Raw genomic sequence first — 17,557 nt, 5'->3', positions numbered from 1 at the left:
CGGTATACCGCGTCACACCCGCACCACGTCGCAGGCAGGTGCCAGCACGGTGACCAGCCCGGCAGAACCGTCGACCCGGACCCGCATGCCGGTACACAACCCGGCGGCCACTCCGGCGATGAACGGCACACCGAAGTCAGCGGCGAACACGCTCACATCTCCCAGCGTGGCACCGCCGTCGGTCAGGACCGCGGCGGGCGTGCCCAGCAGCGCCACCGCGTCGATGTCGGCTGCGGAGACGACGGCGATGTCCTCCGCGCCCAGGCCGGCGTCGGCGGCCGAATCGACCACCCGGACCGTGCCTTCCACGACGCCGGGGAACAGTCCGGTTCCGTGCAGCTCGTCGGCGACCTGCGCGGGATCTGGTGCGGGAATCGGCGTCCAAAACCCGTCGATGACGGCGGGCAGCCGCACGGCCTGCAACCGCTCACGCTCGGCGATGCGACGTTTGATGCGCAGCCGGGTGTCGGCCGGGACGGCCAGTGCTTCATCGACGGTCAGCTCGAACACATCGTCGAGCACCGCGATCTTGTCCGCCGCCACCAGCCGGCGGCCCAATTCCCGTACCGCAAGCCGAAGTTGATGGGTGTACCGGAGGGTGGTGTCATAGGCCAATACCCGGCAGGCCTGAGCGGCGGGAACCGTCGCATGGTCGTCGGCTCCTGAGCCGCGCACCCGGGTGGCCGCCGCAAGCAGTGCGTCCGGACGATCACCGAGCACCGGCGTTGCGAGCTCGACGGCCCCCGGCCCGCGGTGCCCCAGCTGGGCCAGTGCCGAGGCGAATGCGCTCGCCAACATCGGCGCACCGGTGCGGGTGGCCGCCATATCGCCGGCCTCCAACGCGGCGCGCGCGTAGGGGTGGGCGCGCAACACCCGCGCCAGCGACGCGACCTCGGCGCCGACGCTCACCGGCTGATCCGCCCCGCTCAGCTGCGCCGGGGCCGCCTCGGCGAGCACGACCGCAAGCGCGCTCAACGTCCATCCCTCATGAACTCGGCTGCGCAGCGACCGGATTCGGGCATCCAGCTGCGCATCGCGCAGCAGCCCCAGCTTGGCTGTGTCGCGCCGTTCGGCGTCGGCGGCGTCGCGGTAGGCCCGCAGGTGACGGCCGAGCATGCGGGCGCCGGCCTGCAGACGGCTCGCCGACATGGCGCCGGTGACCGCGGCGAGCGCAGCAGGTCTCGGCGTCGGCACATCGGCGGCGGCGCGCAATCGCCGCGACAGACCGGCCGTGCGGGCCGGAAGTCGAGGCTCGGCGGCCGCGAGGGCAGACGCGCCCAGATAGATCCGGTGGCCGAAGGACGCGACCAGACGGCTCTCCCATTCGCCGGCGACCGCACCGCGCAGATCCAGCAGCGCAGCCAGCGACCGGCCGGCGAGCCGCAACCCGCCCAGATGCAGATCCAGCGACATCGGGGTGAGCGGGCCTGCCGTGGCTTCACTCAGCGGGCCGGCCACGAAGACCGGGAAACGCGGGTCGATCCGGTCATCGAATTCGCTGTCGGCGCCCTCGGGTGCGGATCGGGTGCCGGCCGCCCGCGCAACGGTGGTGACGGGCAACGGGATTCGCCCGGGTACCGCGAGCGCGCCGGCCACGCCGATCTTGCGGCCCTGCAGCCCGCGTACCGTATCGGCCACGGCATCGGTTGCGCCCCAGCCGCATTCGAATTTCCACTCGGTCCGCAGCGGGTCCAGGTCGAGCGGCGGACACAGCTGGGGCCAGCCCGGCACCCCGCGCACCCTGGGATGCGGATCTACCCCGCCGAGGAGCCGGGTCGCGGAGCCGACGGTGGTGGTGTCCACCCCGGCCAGGTCGACGACACCGGTGCGCTCGGTGCCTGCGGCGAGAACCAGGAACCGGATCAGATCGTCGATGTGCAGCACGTGAAGCGATCCGGTGGCGTCGGCATCCAGCAGGGCCGCGACCGAGCGGCAGACCAGGCCGTCGCTCTGCCGTCCCATCGGCGCGGCGATGCGCACCACGAGGTTCGGCGCCCAGCACGTGCTGACCAGGTCCTCCAGCTGCTGAGCGCCACGTGGACCCAACAGGGACAGCGACGGGAACACGATCCGCGCACCGCCGCGCGCGGCGGCGTCACAGACGCGGGCGATATCGGCGGGGCGGGTCAGATCACGCCCGCCGGCGGGCAGCGGAACGACCACGTCGGCTGCCTCCGCCAACCGGTGGAGCACCGGGTGGCTCAGCGCCGCGGCGACGAACTCGACGCCCGCATCCAGGTCGCGGTGCGGACGCTCGGCGATGCCGTCGACGTCATGGCCCGCGGCCAGCAGGCTCTGGGCGAGGGCGCGACCTAGCTCTCCGGTGACTTCCGTGAGCAAGATCCGCATGCCACGCCCCTAGTTCCCCCGTCGTGCTTCGACGAGAATAAGCAGGTCGCGGGGAAAAGATCGCCGTTTCGACCTCGCCAGAAGCCGATCAGGACAGGGTGGCCCGGCCGTCGGCGTGCACCCGGACCTTGGCGCCGGCGATGTCCTCGGCCACGGTGACCGCCGCCGCGTCGGCGTCGTCGACGATGGCCATCGCGCGGGAGTCGTCGGGGGTCCGGACCGCCAGGAAGGCCTTCTCCGGGCGGCCGTCGCGATCGAACGGGGTGGTCCAGGACTCGACGGTGCCCTCGCCCTCCCATTCGACCACCGCGGTACGGGTGGGTTCGCGGTCGACCTCGGACTGGACGTCCTCCCAGCGGAACGCCGCCGGCGGCGGGGTCGCGCTGTACACCCCGAAGCTGTGCTTGGTGAGGAAGCCGCCGTTGGCGGTGATGAGGCCGTAGGCCGCGGGGTCGTCGCGCAGCAACCCGGCCATGGTGGCGATGGAGTGCATGACGTAGTTGTTCCACGGGCCGCCGGCGAAGGTCAGCCCGCCGGTGACGGTCAACGGCCGCTGCGGGTCGTCAGTGGCCAGACCCAGTTCGTTGGCGGCCACCTGCACCGCCGACGGGAAGCAGGAGTAGACGTCGATGTGCGCCAGGTCGTCGACGCCGACCCCGGCGAGTTCGAGTGCGCGGCGCCCGGCGATCCGGATCGCGGGTGACCGATGCAGCTCGTGGCGTTCGGCCACCGAGTAGGTGTCATGCGAGTCGGTGCCCGCGTAGGGAAAGACCCATTGCTCGCGCGGGATCTGCAACGCGGCGGCCTTCTCGGCCGAGCACAGGATGACCACGGCGGCCTGGTTGACCATGTTGTTGGAGTTCATCAACTTCGGATACGGCCAGCTGATCATCCGGTTGTCCGGACCGGCCTGCCCGATCTCCTCGGCGCTGCGCGCCTCACGGCTCCACGCCTGCGGGTTGTCCGCGGCCACCGCGCTGAACCGCGACCACAGCTCCGCGACACGGCGCTGATGATCGGCCACACTCTCGCCGCGCGCGATCCGCAGCGCCTGCTCGAAGAGCGGATAGACGTGCGACGGCAGCAACAGCCCGATGCGTTCTTCGGCGGGGCTGGACATCGGGACCTCGTCCTCAGCGCCCGGCGGCACTGCGACGTCCTCACCCTGGCGGGTCCAGTCGGGCTTGATTCCCTTGGCCTGCATGCGCTTTCGATTGCGCCACGTCTCGCCGCCGGCGAGCAGGACCACCTCGGCGCGACCCTGCTGGATATCCAGGCAGGCCTGATTGACCAGGGACTGGGGCGTGTTGCCGCCCACACCGGTGTAGTAGGTCGAGGGATTGCGGCCGCCGATCCGCTGGCCCAGCAGCAGACCCGGGTCGCGGTAGCGCCACGACAGCAGGTTGACCACGCGGATGGCGTCGACGGCCTGCAGGACGGTCGAATCGGCGGCCTCGCGCGCGGCCGCAGCCATCAGGTCGACGGGTTCGATCTGCGCGTCGTCGCGCTGGTTGATCTGTCCCGCCGCGACCAATACGGGCGTCCGAGGATCCATCGACGGCTCCTATCTGTAGTCGTGACGGCGTTTGACGCCTGTCAAAACCTAGCATCGGTCAGCAGACGGCCAGATGGGCGGTTCTCCTCGGCGGACGGCCATGCCAGGATGACGCCATGACGGTCGTTCTGGTACATGGCAATCCGGAAACCGACGTGATCTGGGGCCCGCTGGTCGAGGCACTCGGTCGCGACGACGTGGTGCGGTTGTCGCCGCCCGGGTTCGGTGCGCCGCTGCCCGACGACTTCCCGGCGACGATGGTGGCCTACCGGGACTGGCTGATCGGCGAATTGGCGGGCTTCGACGATCCCGTCGACCTGGTCGGCCACGACTGGGGCGGCGGGCATGTGCTCAACGTCGTCATCCATCGCCCCGAACTCGTGCGCAGCTGGACCAGCGACATCATCGGTGTCATGCATCCCGACTATGTCTGGCATGACCTGGCCCAGGTGTGGCAGACCCCGGGCGCCGGCGAAGATGCCGTCGAGGCGATGGTCGCCGCCTCGCTCGAGGACCGGGTCGCCCTGCTGACCGGGATGGGCATCTCCTCGGCGGTCGCCACCGAACTGGCGTTGGCGCACGGACCAGAGATGGGCCGGGCCATCCTGGCGCTGTACCGCTCGGCGGCGCAGCCCGCCGTTGCCGAGGCGGGCCGGATGCTGGTCAACGCCACCGCGCGTCCCGGCTTGGCGTTGTTGGCCACCGAAGACCACTTCGTCGGCTCCGAGGAGCAGCGCCGCGCCGCCGCCGAGCAGGCCGGCGCCCGGACCGAGGTGCTGGACGGGCTCGGCCACTGGTGGATGCTGCAGGATCCGGTGCGCGGCGCCACGGTGCTGACCGAGTTCTGGGACTCGCTGGACTGATCGCGGTCATTCCCCGGTAGAGCATCGCCGACGGTGCGAGCATGGCCGCATTGCGGCCGAGCAAGGAGCCGCCGATGCCGGGAGGATCATCATGGCCGAGCCGTTTCGTGGCGTCATCAACCTCGATATCCGGGACTCGGTCCCGGACTGGACGCCCTATCAGCTGAAGAAGGCCCCGGACGGCGCCCCCAACGTCCTGATCGTCCTCTACGACGACACCGGCCAGGCGGCCTGGTCGCCCTACGGCGGCCGGATCAACATGCCCACGCTGGACCGGTTGGCCGACAACGGCGTCACCTACACCCAGTGGCACACCACCGCGCTGTGTTCACCGACACGGTCGACCTTCCTGACCGGGCGCAATCACCATGTAAATCGCTGCGCGTCGATCACCGAGGGGTCGATGGGTTTCCCCGGGGCGGCCGGCCGCCTGCCCGCCGAGTGCGCCACCATCGGACAAGTGTTGCAGGACAACGGATTCGCCACGATGTGGCTCGGCAAGAACCACAACGTGCCGGTCGAGGACCTGTCGCCGGGCGGCAGCAAATCGGAGTGGCCGCTGTCGAAAGGCTTCGACCGGTTCTACGGCTTCCTCGGCGGCGAGACCAACCAGTGGTATCCGGACCTCATCGAGGACAACCACGCCATCGAGCCGCCCTACACCCCCGAAGAGGGTTACCACCTGTCCAAAGACCTTGCCGACCAAGCCATTCGGATGTTGCGCGACCTGCGCTCATCGGCACCGTCCAAGCCGTGGTTCATGTGGTTCTGCCCCGGCGCAAATCACGCCCCACACCACGCGCCACAGGACTACATCGACAAGTACAAGGGCGTGTTCGACGACGGCTACGAGGCTTATCGCGAGTGGGTGCTGGCGCGGATGATCGAGCGCGGTGTGGTGCCCGAGGGCACCGAACTGACGCCACTGAACCCGATGCCCGCCGAGGTCGCCAACGAGGCCGACTACGTGCGGCCCTGGGCCGAGCTCAGCGAGGAGGAACGCAAGCTGTTCTGCCGGATGGCGGAGGTGTTCGCGGGTTTCTCCGAATACACCGATGCCCAGGTGGGGCGGATCGTCGACTTCCTGGAGCGCACCGGTCAGCTGGACAACACCCTGATCATGTACTGCGCCGACAACGGCGCCTCCGGGGAGGGCACCCCCAACGGGTCGGTCAACGAAAACAAGTTCTTCAACGGCTATCCCGACAGCCTGGAGGAGAACATGTCCTACTTCGACGAGCTCGGCAGCCCGGAGACCTACAACCACTACCCGACCGGCTGGGCGGTGGCCTTCTCCACTCCGTTCCAGATGTTCAAGCGCTACGCGCAGTTCGCCGGCGGCACCTGCGACCCCTTGGTCATCCACTGGCCCAACGGAATCAAGGCCAAAGGCGAGATGCGTCACCAGTATCACCACAGCACCGACATCGTGCCGACCATTCTCGAAGCGGTGGGTCTGCAGATGCCAACGGTGTATCGCGGCGTGGAGCAGTATCCGCTCAACGGGGTGTCGATGCGCTACAGCTTCGACGATCCCCACGCGCCTACCACCAAGAAACGGCAGTACTTCTCGATGCTGGGCACCCGCGGCATCTGGCAGGAGGGCTGGAAGGCGGCCGCCCTGCACGCACCGATCAGCGGCAAGGGACACTTCGACGCCGACGTCTGGGAGCTTTACCATGTCGACGCCGACCGGGCCGAGGCCCGTAGCCTCGCCGCAGAGCACCCTGAGAAACTCCAGGAACTCATCGACGCATGGTTCGCCGAAGCCGAAGCGAACTTCGTTCTGCCCCTTGACGATCGGCCGGCCGTCGAACAGATAACCGATGTGCGGCCGCAGAGCGAGCCGCCACGCTCACGCTATGTCTATTTCCCCGACACGGCGCCGGTGCCGGAATCGACGGCGGTGAACATCAGAGGTCGGTCCTACAAGATCATCGCCGATGTCGAGGTGACGCCGGAGTCGCAAGGCGTGATCTTCGCCCACGGTTCACGATTCGGTGGTCACACGCTGTTCATCAAGGACCGCAAGCTGCACTACGTCTACAACTTCCTCGGTATCAAACCCGAGCAGACCTTTGTCTCGGGTCCACTCGATCCCGGCCAGCTGACCCTCGGGGTCGAGTTCGTTCGCGAAGGCGCAGGCGAACATATGGAGTCGCTGGGTACCGCCAAGCTCTATGTCGAAGAACAGGTTGTGGCCGAGGGACCGATGCGGGCCCAGATCGGGCCGTTCACGCTGTGCGGCGACGGGCTGTGCGTCGGGTACGACAGTGCCGACCCGGTGAGCCGGTCCTACCCGCCGGGGTTCCCGTTCACCGGCGGTCGGATCCTGGGTGTGGCCGTCGACATCGGCGAGGACCAGTACCTCGACCTCGAAAAGGAGGCCGCGGCCGCCTTCGCCCGGGACTGACCGCGATTGCGAACGAACACGCGCGCAACTCGAACGGGTCTGCGGCGACACAGCATGATTTGTTTGCGCCCGTGATGGGTAAGCCAAAGCGTCCCCTAACAAGGAAGTGAGGGCCGCATGGCTGTGGGATCGGGAGTGATTTCAAGGGCCGCCATGACATTCGTCGGCGGTGCCGCGGTGTTGACGCTTGCCGTCGGCTGCGGCAGCAGCAATGACAACTCGAAGACGAGCACGTCGACCACCACGACGACGTCGCCCACCTCGTCGGTGGTTGTGACGACCAGTCCGGCCGCCGGTGACACCACAGCGCCTGGCGGCGTGACGGGCACGGCGCCCGGCGTGAACGGCGGCGCGGGCCCCGGCGGCGTGACGGGCACAGCGCCCGGCGTCGAGGGCGGCGCAGGCCCCGGCGGCGTCAGCGGCTCGGCACCCGGCGTGAACGGCGGCGCAGGCCCCGGCGGTGTCAGTGGCTCGGCGCCCGGCGTCGAGGGCGGCGCAGGCCCGGGCGGCGTGAGCGGCTCGGCACCCGGCGTCAGCGGTGGCGCAGGACCCGGCGGTGCCGGGGGTTGCGTGAACGGCGTCGGCTGCCTCGGAACAGGCTAGTACCGGCTAGCACCGGCTAGTACCGGCTAGCACCCGCTAGTCACCAGCACCTGGCTGAGTGGCCATTCGCGACGTAGACCGCGTCGCGGGTGGCCACTCAGTCGTCTGCGGGTCCGACCCGGTAGATCGACTTGAGGGCGAAGAACGCGTCCAGCCCCTCCGGACCCAGCTCGCGGCCGATGCCGCTGGCCTTCACTCCCCCGAATGGCGCACGGAAGTCGAGCTGGTAGTCGTTGATTCCGACGGTGCCGGTACGCACCGCGCGGGCCACCTCGATGGCGCGCTCGTCGTCGGTCGACCACACCGTGCCGGCCAGACCGAACTCGCTGTCGTTGGCCAGCGCGACAGCCTCGTCGTCACCGTCGTACGGGATCACCGCGAGCACCGGACCGAAGATCTCCTCCTGGGCGATCCGGTCGGCGTTGTCGACGTCGGCGAACACCGTCGGCGAGACGAACCAGCCGCGCGGCTGATCGGCCGGAACCGAGCCGCCCGCAACCAGTTTCGCCGAGCTTGCCGTCCCGGATTCGATGTAGCCCAGCACCCGGTCGCGTTGGCGGGCACTGACCAGCGGGCCGATATCGGTCGATTTGTCCAGGGGGTCACCGACGGTGAGTTCACCGACCATGCCGACGAGCGCGTCAAGCACCTCGCCGTAGCGTGATCGGGGTGCCAGGATCCGCGAACTGAGGTGGCAGGTCTGACCGTTGTTGACGAACGACGCGTTCCGCAGGCCCTTGATGGTGGCGTCGAGGTCGGCATCGTCGAGGATGATCGCCGCCGATTTCCCGCCCAGCTCCAGGGTGACCGGGCGCAGCAGCCGGCCGCACACCTCGCCGATCGCACGGCCGGCGACCGTCGACCCGGTGAACGTGACCTTGTCCACGCCTGGATGCGATACCAGGTAGGCGCCGGCCGCCGCGCCACCGGGAACGATGTTGAGCACGCCGGCAGGCAGCCCGGCCTCTTCCGCGGCTTGGGCGAACACCAAAGCGTCCAGCGCGGTTTCGGGAGCGGCCTTGAGCACCACCGTGCAGCCGGCCGCCAGCGCGGGCGCCAGCTTGAAGGCGGCGAGCGCCTGCGGATAGTTCCACGGCACGATCGCGGCCACCACACCGACGGCTTCCCGGCGCACGACGGTGTGCCCGATCATGCTCGGGCGGATCTCCTCGATCGGCGTTTCGGTGATCAGCTGCGCGTAGTAGCGCACCAGAGCGGCCGGGAAGCGCCCGTTGGCACTGCGCGACAACGACATGGGCATGCCGTTCTCGCGGCTCACCAACTCGTCGGTGGACCGCGCGCGACTCTCCAGGGCGGCAGCGAACGCGATGAGCAATTCGGCCCGGTGGTCGGGCGAGGCGGACTGCCACTGCCCGAGGGCGGCCCGTGCGGCCGCCACCGCGGCGTCGATCTCGGCCTCGGTGGCGCTGGCGCCGTCGCCCAGCGGCTCGCCGGTCGCCGCTTCGATCACCGGCTGGACCTGGTCGGCCTTGCGGAACGTTCCGTCGACGAAAATCTGTGCGGCGGTGCTCATCTCATCGCTCCTGGGGTTTCGGCGGCCGCGGCGAACAGCACGCCGTCGGCGATCAGTCGGTCGACCTCGTCGGCCGTCATGTTCAGCACGTCGGAGCAGATCCGGCGGGTGTCTGCGCCGGGCAGCGGCGCGGGGCGCTGCGGTGCGGGCGGAATGTGGCGGTAGGGCGCCGGACCTGCCTCGGTCTGCAGCGGATGCTCGAGCAACGGATGGATCATGTCACTGAACACTTCTCGCACCGTCAGCTGCGGATCGTCGGCCAGGTCGGCGACCCGGTTCATCGGCCCGGCGGCCACCCCGGCGGCCTGCAGCGCCTCGGCAACCTGCAGTGGCGAGCGTTCCCTCGTCCAATCGGCCAGATCCGTCTCGCCGATGACGCTGGCCACCGCCTCGCGGTCGGCATCGCAACCAATGGACACCACGCACCATTCGTCATCTCCGGCGCACGCGAGCACCAGATGCGCGGCGGGATCCGGCTCGACGTGCCCGACTCCGGTGGCCGCGGCGGCCAGCGTGACGTAGAGGGTGTCGAGTTGGTTGATCGCAGCTTCGGCCTGCGACACGTGGGTCCTGGCGCCGACGCCGTCCCGCTCTCGCCGGATCAGTCCGGCGAGCGCCCCGATCGCACTGATCCGTCCCACGACATGGTCGGGGAAGATCGTCGTCGCGTCGTAGAACGCATGCCGCGCGGTGGGCGCGGGCGGCTCCTGCGACGTCCACAACCGGGTCACGCCGATCGTCGCGCGTACCAGCGGGCCGTAGCCCAGGCGTTTGCTCCACGGTCCGGTGTCACCGAACGCGCTGCTTTCGGCCAGCACCAGGCCGGGATTGAGCTCACGCAGTCGTTCGGGGGAAAAGCCCAGGGCGGCAAGTGTTCCCGGCTTGAAGTTGGCGAACACCGCATCGGAGGCCACCACCAGCCGGCCGAACACCTCGGCGCCTTCGGGGCTGCGCAGCTCCAGGCCCAGGCCGAGCTGGTTGCGATGGGCGCGGGCGAACGACTCGCTGATCTGCTGATCGGGACGCTTCTGGCGCAAGCCGTCGGGGTAGCCGGCACTCTCGATTTTGATCACCTCGGCGCCGAGGTCGCCGAACAGCCGGCTGAGTTCACCGCCGGCGACGATGACACCGAGATCCAGCACCCGCACGCCGGCCAGCGGCCGGGCGCCCACCGCCTGGGTGGCATTCGGCGCGAATTGCGCTGCCGTCCAACGGGTGTCGCTGCCGGCCAACCCGGGGGCCGGTGTGCGGTAGCCGGCGTGGCTGCCGTCGACCACCCAGTAGCCGGCCGGTACCCGAGCCGTCACACCCGGCGCCAGCTCGGTGTCCAGCAGCGCCCCCACCTCGGTGAGATGCTCGGACTCCAGCGCTTGCGACGGTGTCAGCACCGCGGCGATCGGCACACCGTGTGCCTGACCCTCGGCAACCAGCTGAGCCATCGTCTTGTCGGCGAACAGCGCGGCCATCAACTGACCGAGCTCACCGAAGGCTTTGGTGCGGGCGGCAATCGAGTCGAAAACCGGGTCCTGGAACTGTTCGGGCTCCCCCAGCCACGCCCGCATGCCGCGCCACTGCCGGGGCGCCAGCACACAGATCCGCACGTAGCCGTCGCGGCAGGCGAAAATGGGATACGAATCCTGATTTCGCGGTCTGCCGCGCCAGCGCTCGGCCGCGTTGCGGGCGGTCGCGGCCTGACCCTGCGTCCCGAACGGCGGATCCAAGGCCAGCACCACCGCGTCGTACCGGGAGAAATCGATGTAATCGCCTGTCCCGCAGCGTAACCGGTTGAAGTACGCCACCAGGACCGCCCACGCCGCCTGCACGGCGGCGGTGGTGGAGGCGATACCGTCCGGAGGCAGCACCGGTGTGCCCGTCATCGGCCCCGACCGCGACAGCGCGGTGGACATCGCGTAGAGCACCGCGTCGCTGGCCCGCCAGGACGCCCGTGGCCCCTCGGTGCCGAAGTCGGTGACCGTCATCGCGACCAGCTGCGGGAACTGGTCGGCCAGCGCGACGCATGAGGTGCCGAACGCCGCCGCCAACCCAGCGGTCCCGCTGTCGATGAGGATGTCGGCCTCGCCGGCCAGCTCGACGAGCCGGCGCCGATCAGCCTCGGCAACGGGATCGAGCATCAGGCTGCGCTTGTTCGCGTTGTGCAGTGCGAACGGGATACTGACGCCGTCGAGGGTGGGCAACGCCCGGCGGGCGGGGCTACCTCCCGGCGCCTCGACCTTGATGACATCGGCACCGAGGTCGGCCAGCAGCCGGGTGACCGGGTCCCCGGTCTGGTCGCACAGGTCGAGCACTCGCACGCCGGCGAGCAGTGCGGGAGCGGTCACGAGTCCATCGCCAAGCCGAGCACGTCGGACAGCGTAGTAGTGAACAATCGGTGCCCCGGCAGCGCGGTCGCCGCGATCAGGGTTTGATGGACCCATGGACTCGCTGAGCGAAGAGACCATTGACCAACTCGACGGCTGGTGGCGGGCAGCCAATTACCTCTCGGTCGGACAGATCTATCTGTTGGACAATCCCCTGCTGCGCACTCCGCTGAGCCGCGACGACGTCAAGCCCCGCCTGCTCGGCCACTGGGGCACCACCCCGGGCCTGAACTTCCTCTACGCGCACCTCAACCGCGCCATCAAAGCGCGCGAGCAGTCGACGGTGTACGTCACCGGACCTGGTCACGGCGGCCCCGGCCTGGTGGCCAACGCCTACCTGGACGGCACCTACACCGAGACCTACCCCGACATCACCCGGGATGCCGAGGGCCTGCGCCGGCTGTTCCGCCAGTTCTCGTTCCCCGGTGGCATCCCCTCCCACGTCGCACCGGAGACACCCGGGTCGATCCACGAGGGCGGCGAACTCGGCTACGCGCTGTCGCATGCCTACGGCGCGGCATTCGACAATCCGGACCTGCTGGTCGTCGCGGTGGTCGGCGACGGCGAGGCCGAGACCGGTGCGCTGGCCACCAGCTGGCACTCCAACAAGTTCGTCAACACCGCCCACGACGGTGTGGTGCTGCCGATCCTGCACCTCAACGGCTACAAGATCGCCAACCCCACAGTGCTGGCGCGCATCCCCGACGACGAATTACGCAGCCTCATGGTCGGATTCGGCCACCAGCCCTACTTCTTCGAGGTGACCGAGGACGCCGCGGCCGATCACGCCGATGCTCACCGCCGGTTCGCCGCACTTCTCGACGAGGTGCTGGACCGGATCGCCGAAATCAAAGCCTCGCCCTCGGAGGACCGGCCGGCCTGGCCGATGATCGTGTTCCGCACACCCAAGGGATGGACCGGGCCGGCCTACATCGACGGCAAGAAGACCACCGGATCGTGGCGCGCGCACCAGGTTCCGTTGGCCAGCGCGCGGGACACCCCCGAGCATCTGCAGGTGCTGGCCGACTGGCTGGCGTCCTACCGCGCCGAGGAGCTCTTCGACGCCGACGGCACGTTGGACCCGCGTATCGCCGCGCTGGCGCCGGAGGGTCAGCTACGGATGAGCGACAACCCGCACACCAACGGCGGCTTGTTGCTCAAAGACCTTCGGCTGCCCGACTTTCGGACGTTCGGGGTGGACGTGCCCGCACCGGGCGCCACGGTCGCCGAGGCCACCCGGGTGCTCGGCCAGTGGTTGACCGAGGTGATCCGGCTCAACCCGGACAACTTCCGGATCTTCGGGCCCGACGAGACGGCGTCCAACCGGTTGCAGGCGGTCTTCGACGTGACCGACAAACAGTGGAGTGCCGAACTGCTCGGCCCCGAGGTCGACGAACATCTGGCCCGCGCAGGGCGAGTGATGGAGATGCTCTCCGAACACCAGTGTCAAGGCTGGCTGGAGGGTTACCTGCTGACCGGCAGGCACGGGCTGTTCAACTGCTACGAGGCGTTCATCCACATCATCGACTCGATGTTCAACCAGCACGCCAAATGGCTGAAGGTGACCAACCACATCCCGTGGCGCCGACCGATCGCCAGCCTGAATTACCTGCTGTCCAGCCATGTTTGGCGCCAAGACCACAACGGCTTCAGCCATCAGGACCCAGGGTTCATCGACCACGTCGTCAACAAGCGGGCCGAAGTGGTGCGGGTGTACCTGCCGCCGGATGCCAACACCCTGCTGTCCACCTACGACCACTGCCTGCGTTCACGCCAGTACGTCAACGTCGTCGTCGCAGGCAAGCAGCCGCACCCCAACTTCCTCACCATGGAGGAGGCGATCGCGCACTGCACCCGCGGCCTGGGCATCTGGGAGTGGGCCGGCAACGAGACGGTCGGGGAAGATCCCGACGTGGTGATCGCGGCCGCCGGTGACGTCCCGACGCTGGAGGCGCTGGCCGCCGTCGACCTACTGCGCCAGCATCTGCCGGAGCTGCGGGTCCGGTTCGTCAACGTCGTCGACCTGATGCGCCTGCAGGACGACACCGAGCATCCGCACGGGCTGTCGAGCCGGGCCTTCGACGGGATCTTCACCGCGGACAAGCCGGTGATCTTCGCCTATCACGGCTACCCCTGGCTGATCCACCGGCTGACCTACCGCCGCAGCAACGACAGCCGCATCCATGTTCGCGGCTATAAGGAAGAGGGCACCACCACGACACCGTTCGACATGGTGATGCTCAACGACCTGGACCGCTTCCACCTGGTCATCGACGTCATCGATCGGGTGCCGCAGCTGCAGTCGAGCTGCGCCACACTGCGCCAGGAGATGGTCGACAAGCGCCTCGCCGCCCGCGAATACACCCGGACCCACGGCGACGACATCCCCGAAGTACGCGACTGGGTGTGGCCGGATGCGCGCGGCGAGCAGACCGGTGTGGCGGTCGACGCCACCGCCGCGACCGGCGGTGACAACGAGTAGATCTTTGCTGGGGTACCGGTGAGCGCGGGTACACTCGGGCTGGTTATGTCTGAGCACAGCGCGGTGGCCGCGCCTCCCCACCCCCATGCGTTGCAGCTGGCCGCCCTGCACCACTTCCGCGTCTACGTCGATATCGGCGTCGTCGTCGTCGTGCTCGCCATGAGCAACCTGCTCGCCCACTTCACCACGCCATGGGCGAACATCGCCGTGGTGCCCGCCGCGGCCGCCGGCCTGCTGGTGCTGGTGCGCTCCCGCGGATTGGGCTGGGCGGAACTGGGATTGGGCCGCGAGCACTGGAAGTCCGGCGCGCTCTACGCGCTGGGCGCGGTGCTCCTGGTGCTGACCGTGATCGCCGTCGGCGCGCTGCTCCCCTGGACCCGCCCGATGTTCTTGAACAACCACTACGCGACGCTGTCCGGTGCCCTGGTCGCCTCGATGATCATCATCCCGCTGCAGACCGTCATCCCCGAGGAGCTGGCCTTCCGGGGCGTGCTGCACGGCGCCCTCGACCGGGCCTGGGGTTTTCGGGGCGTTGCCGCCGCCGGGTCGTTGCTGTTCGGGCTGTGGCACGTCGCCAGCTCACTGGGCTTGACCAGCAGTAACGTCGGTTTCACACGCCTGTTCGGCGGCGGGTTCCTGGGCATGCTCGCCGGGGTGGTGATGGCGGTGCTGGCCACCGGTGCGGCCGGCTTCGCGTTCACCTGGCTGCGGCGGCGCAGCGGCAGCCTGATCGCGCCGATCGCGTTGCATTGGTCACTCAACGGCCTCGGTGCGCTGGCCGCCGCGCTGGTCTGGCACCTGTCAACCTGAGGTTCGGCTGCGCCGCGCGCGGAACTCCCGGTTCTTGAGCTTGTTGCCGCAGGTCGCCATATCGCACCAAGTCCCGCCGTGGTTTCGCGAGCGGTCGTAGAACGCCCACCGGCAGTTCGCGTTGCCGCACGCCTTCAGCTGCGCCCAGGTCCCGTCGCGCTGAGCCTCCGAGACGATCAGCAGCAGCGATAGCAGCCGCCCCGCCAGCGAGCCGGCGTCGGCGGCCACGTCGAGCGCGCCGCCGGGGCGCAGGTGCACCCGCGCGGTGGCGGTATCGGCGATCCGGCTCAGCGGCCGCAGGTCGTCGGGGGTCGGCGCGGGGCCGCCCGCGTTGTGCACCAGCAGAGCGCGCAGGGCTTCCCGTACCTCACGGATCTCGTTCAATTCCTGCGGCGTGACAGTCCCGTCGGCCGTCAGCAGGCCGTGAGATCGCAACCAGGGCTCGGCGTCGCCGGCGCCTGCCAGCCGGTCCGCGCCGGATTCCAGGTCGGCGGTGTTGACCAGCGCCTGGACCCGGGCGAGCGGCTCGGGTGCCGGCTTGCTCTCGGGGTCTGCCAGCCAGTCGGCCATGGCGTCGAGTGTAGGTACGAGTGACCGTCAAAACAACTTGACCGGTCACGAATGACCGGTGTAACGTTTTGGGTGGTCATTTAGAGTGAGGCAACGAGGCCTGCTCGGAACAGGAAACGCCGATGGGGCTCAACCAATTTCACGACAACTTCGGCGAGATTAACACCCGGCTGACGGGCGGCCCCGACGCCCCCGCGCCGGCCGCGTCACATCAGGACGCGACAGTCAGCGCGCGGCTGCGGGCACGACTTTTCGCCGGCCGGCTCGACCGCGACGTCGACGACGGCATCGCACCACTGCCCGGCAGCCCGCTGGCGGTCCACATGGCGCGGCTGACCTCGTTCTCCGAACGCGAAGCACTCGCCCGCAGCCTGCGTCACGCCCTCGGCGACCTGCACCGCGACCGGCCGGCGATCTCGTCGCACATCCCGGTGCATCCGCAGCGGTTGGCAACCTGCCGCGACGTGGTCGACGACATCACCCTGCGACTGCACGCCCCGCAACCGGTGCGGGCGCGCGGCATGGCCCGGCTGCGGATCCTGCTGTCCGACGGAACCGGGCCGCTGTACCGCAGCGGGCGGGGCAGCCTGGCCGCGGGCCTGCGCGGAGTCCTGGCCGCCCTCTGAGTCAGGGCAGCAGGACCGCCGCCCCCGCGATCCGACCCTCGGCCAGGTCGGTCAGGGCCCGGTCAGCTTGTCCGAGCGGATATTCCGGCGTCGTGACCTCGATGCGGTGCCGGCCCGCGAAGGCGAGGAATTCGCGGGCGTCGGCGCGGGTGTTCGACGACACCGACCGGACCTGGCGTTCCTGGAACAGGTGTCGCTGATAGTTCAGGGCCGGGATGTCGCTGAGGTGAATGCCCGCGATAGCGAGCGTTCCGCCGCGATCGAGCGCCTCGAGGGCAGGCAGCACCAGGTCGCCGACCGGGGCGAACAAGATCGCCGCATCCAGCGGGACCGGCGGCGGGTCGGCCGCTCCCTGCGCGGACGCCACCCCGAGGCTCAGTGCCAGCTCCTGCGCCTCGGTGCCGCGCGTCATGACGTGGACCTCGGCGCCCTGCGCCAGCGCCACCTGCGCGGTGATGTGGGCGCTGCCGCCGAACCCGTAGAGGCCCAACCGTCCCCCGGGTGGGAGCTCGGCGCGCAGCAGCGACCGGTAGCCGATGATTCCGGCGCACAGCAGCGGCGCCAGTTCGCTGTCGGTATAGCCTGCCGGCAGTCGATGGGCGAAATCAGCTGGCACAGTGGCGAAGTCGGCATATCCGCCGTCGGCGTCCCACCCCGTGTAGCGCGAGTTCGGGCATAGGTTCTCCGCGCCTCGGCGGCAGTACTGGCACACCCCGCAGGTGTGGCGCAGCCACGCGATGCCGACCCGGTCGCCGGTGGCGAACTCCGCATCCACGTCGGATCCGACCTCGATGACCTCGCCGACCACCTCGTGCCCGGGTGTGACATGTGGGCGGTGCACGGCCAGGTCGCCCTCGGTGACATGCAGGTCGGTGCGGCAGACGCCGCAGGCCAGCACGGCCACCAGCAGTTCGCCGGACGCGGGCCGCGGAACGGCTGCGGCACTGTCCAACTCCAGCGGGTGAGTGCGCATCGGCCCGGGCCGACGTACCCGCCAGGCACGCATTAGGTCTTGCGGACCATGCCGACGATCCAGAGCAGGATCACCGAGCCCAGGACCGCGGTGAACAGGGTGAACCACCATCCGCCCGCGGCGGTGTCCAGGAAGAAGCTCAGCAGGAATCCGCCGACGAGCGCGCCCACGATCCCGATGACGATGTTCATCAGGATGCCCGAGCTGCCGCCCTTGACGATCTTGCCGGCGATCCAGCCCGCCAGCGCGCCGATGATGATGTAGCCGATCCAGCCGACGCTGGTCAGCGTCGTCGAACGGGCGAGGAATTCAGTCGCTGCAACCATGTCCATGACGGTCTCCTCAGGTTGGCTGGCCAGCGTGAATGCCGACCGCTATCCCTTTGGTATACGCCTGGCAGG

13 protein-coding genes are annotated in these 17,557 nt (G+C 69.2%); 6 read left to right on the top strand and 7 right to left on the bottom strand.

From position 1 onward, the window contains the following. Window positions 1–12: 12 nt before the first annotated feature. Window positions 13–2,349 (bottom strand): hypothetical protein, encoded by a 2,337-nt coding sequence (locus AB4879_RS24805; protein WP_370509697.1) that lies wholly within the window; start codon window positions 2,347–2,349, stop codon window positions 13–15. Between the two features lie 88 nt (window positions 2,350–2,437). Continuing rightward, the gene (locus AB4879_RS24800; protein WP_102806306.1) at window positions 2,438–3,904 is read right to left on the bottom strand and encodes an acetyl-CoA acetyltransferase; all 1,467 of its coding nucleotides are present in this window, start codon (window positions 3,902–3,904) and stop codon (window positions 2,438–2,440) included. A 116-nt stretch (window positions 3,905–4,020) separates the two neighbouring features. On the opposite strand from AB4879_RS24800, the gene AB4879_RS24795 reads away from it, so the two are divergent. The 3 genes from AB4879_RS24795 (at window position 4,021) to AB4879_RS24785 (ending at window position 7,783) form a co-directional block, all read left to right on the top strand. Then, a complete protein-coding gene (locus tag AB4879_RS24795; RefSeq protein ID WP_370509696.1) occupies window positions 4,021–4,767 on the top strand; it encodes an alpha/beta fold hydrolase in 747 nt (248 codons plus the stop codon). Window positions 4,768–4,858: 91 nt separating this feature from the next. Then, window positions 4,859–7,180 carry an arylsulfatase gene (locus AB4879_RS24790; protein ID WP_370509695.1) on the top strand — a complete coding sequence of 774 codons (2,322 nt, stop codon included), beginning with the start codon at window positions 4,859–4,861 and terminating at the stop codon, window positions 7,178–7,180. Window positions 7,181–7,333: 153 nt separating this feature from the next. After that, window positions 7,334–7,783 carry a hypothetical protein gene (locus AB4879_RS24785; RefSeq protein ID WP_370509694.1) on the top strand — a complete coding sequence of 150 codons (450 nt, stop codon included), beginning with the start codon at window positions 7,334–7,336 and terminating at the stop codon, window positions 7,781–7,783. A gap of 97 nt (window positions 7,784–7,880) precedes the next feature. Here the strand turns inward: AB4879_RS24785 and AB4879_RS24780 are convergent, their stop codons facing one another. Both AB4879_RS24780 and AB4879_RS24775 read right to left on the bottom strand, forming a co-directional pair. Beyond that, entirely contained in the window at window positions 7,881–9,317 is a 1,437-nt protein-coding gene (locus AB4879_RS24780; RefSeq protein ID WP_370509693.1) for an aldehyde dehydrogenase, read from the bottom strand. After that, window positions 9,314–11,656 (bottom strand): CaiB/BaiF CoA transferase family protein, encoded by a 2,343-nt coding sequence (locus AB4879_RS24775; RefSeq protein ID WP_370509692.1) that lies wholly within the window; start codon window positions 11,654–11,656, stop codon window positions 9,314–9,316. The genes AB4879_RS24780 and AB4879_RS24775 overlap by 4 nt, the downstream gene beginning before the upstream one ends. A gap of 94 nt (window positions 11,657–11,750) precedes the next feature. Between AB4879_RS24775 and AB4879_RS24770 the strand changes: the two genes are divergently transcribed. Both AB4879_RS24770 and AB4879_RS24765 read left to right on the top strand, forming a co-directional pair. Beyond that, the gene (locus AB4879_RS24770; RefSeq protein WP_370509691.1) at window positions 11,751–14,177 is read left to right on the top strand and encodes a phosphoketolase; all 2,427 of its coding nucleotides are present in this window, start codon (window positions 11,751–11,753) and stop codon (window positions 14,175–14,177) included. Window positions 14,178–14,222: 45 nt separating this feature from the next. Continuing rightward, on the top strand, window positions 14,223–14,987 hold the full coding sequence (locus tag AB4879_RS24765; RefSeq protein WP_370509690.1) for a lysostaphin resistance A-like protein: 765 nt from the start codon (window positions 14,223–14,225) through the stop codon (window positions 14,985–14,987). Here the strand turns inward: AB4879_RS24765 and AB4879_RS24760 are convergent. Further along, window positions 14,979–15,557, bottom strand: coding sequence for a CGNR zinc finger domain-containing protein (locus AB4879_RS24760; protein ID WP_370509689.1), 579 nt, complete (start codon window positions 15,555–15,557; stop codon window positions 14,979–14,981). The two genes, AB4879_RS24765 and AB4879_RS24760, sit on opposite strands and share 9 nt — an antisense overlap. Window positions 15,558–15,679: 122 nt before the next feature. Here AB4879_RS24760 and AB4879_RS24755 point away from each other — a divergent pair, with 122 nt between their 5' ends. Further along, window positions 15,680–16,183 (top strand): hypothetical protein, encoded by a 504-nt coding sequence (locus AB4879_RS24755; RefSeq protein ID WP_370509688.1) that lies wholly within the window; start codon window positions 15,680–15,682, stop codon window positions 16,181–16,183. A 1-nt stretch (window position 16,184) separates the two neighbouring features. On the opposite strand, the gene AB4879_RS24750 is transcribed toward AB4879_RS24755, so the two are convergent. Together AB4879_RS24750 and AB4879_RS24745 are read right to left on the bottom strand one after the other, a co-directional pair. After that, window positions 16,185–17,189 (bottom strand): zinc-binding alcohol dehydrogenase family protein, encoded by a 1,005-nt coding sequence (locus AB4879_RS24750; protein WP_370509687.1) that lies wholly within the window; start codon window positions 17,187–17,189, stop codon window positions 16,185–16,187. Then, complete coding sequence (locus tag AB4879_RS24745; RefSeq protein WP_102806317.1) at window positions 17,189–17,488, bottom strand: GlsB/YeaQ/YmgE family stress response membrane protein; 300 nt, start codon at window positions 17,486–17,488, stop codon at window positions 17,189–17,191. The genes AB4879_RS24750 and AB4879_RS24745 overlap by 1 nt, the downstream gene beginning before the upstream one ends. Between the last annotated feature and the right edge of the window lie 69 nt (window positions 17,489–17,557).

The organism is Mycobacterium sp. SA01, assembly GCF_041287105.1.
In the GTDB taxonomy this organism is placed as follows: Bacteria; Actinomycetota; Actinomycetes; order Mycobacteriales; family Mycobacteriaceae; genus Mycobacterium.
Note: the sequence above shows the minus strand (reverse complement) of the source record. Positions and strands in the feature narration are given on the sequence as shown.

What these genes read in the sequence shown, in the direction of transcription:
- AB4879_RS24795 (WP_370509696.1), top strand. Translation starts at nt 4,021, where the DNA reads ATGACGGTCGTTCTGGTACATGGCAATCCGGAAACCGACGTGATCTGG.
- AB4879_RS24765 (WP_370509690.1), top strand. Translation starts at nt 14,223, where the DNA reads ATGTCTGAGCACAGCGCGGTGGCCGCGCCTCCCCACCCCCATGCGTTG.
- AB4879_RS24785 (WP_370509694.1), top strand. Translation starts at nt 7,334, where the DNA reads ATGACATTCGTCGGCGGTGCCGCGGTGTTGACGCTTGCCGTCGGCTGC.
- AB4879_RS24755 (WP_370509688.1), top strand. Translation starts at nt 15,680, where the DNA reads ATGGGGCTCAACCAATTTCACGACAACTTCGGCGAGATTAACACCCGG.
- AB4879_RS24800 (WP_102806306.1), bottom strand. Translation starts at nt 3,904, where the DNA reads ATGGATCCTCGGACGCCCGTATTGGTCGCGGCGGGACAGATCAACCAG.
- AB4879_RS24790 (WP_370509695.1), top strand. Translation starts at nt 4,859, where the DNA reads ATGGCCGAGCCGTTTCGTGGCGTCATCAACCTCGATATCCGGGACTCG.
- AB4879_RS24750 (WP_370509687.1), bottom strand. Translation starts at nt 17,189, where the DNA reads ATGCGTGCCTGGCGGGTACGTCGGCCCGGGCCGATGCGCACTCACCCG.
- AB4879_RS24745 (WP_102806317.1), bottom strand. Translation starts at nt 17,488, where the DNA reads ATGGACATGGTTGCAGCGACTGAATTCCTCGCCCGTTCGACGACGCTG.
- AB4879_RS24805 (WP_370509697.1), bottom strand. Translation starts at nt 2,349, where the DNA reads ATGCGGATCTTGCTCACGGAAGTCACCGGAGAGCTAGGTCGCGCCCTC.
- AB4879_RS24760 (WP_370509689.1), bottom strand. Translation starts at nt 15,557, where the DNA reads ATGGCCGACTGGCTGGCAGACCCCGAGAGCAAGCCGGCACCCGAGCCG.
- AB4879_RS24770 (WP_370509691.1), top strand. Translation starts at nt 11,751, where the DNA reads ATGGACTCGCTGAGCGAAGAGACCATTGACCAACTCGACGGCTGGTGG.
- AB4879_RS24780 (WP_370509693.1), bottom strand. Translation starts at nt 9,317, where the DNA reads ATGAGCACCGCCGCACAGATTTTCGTCGACGGAACGTTCCGCAAGGCC.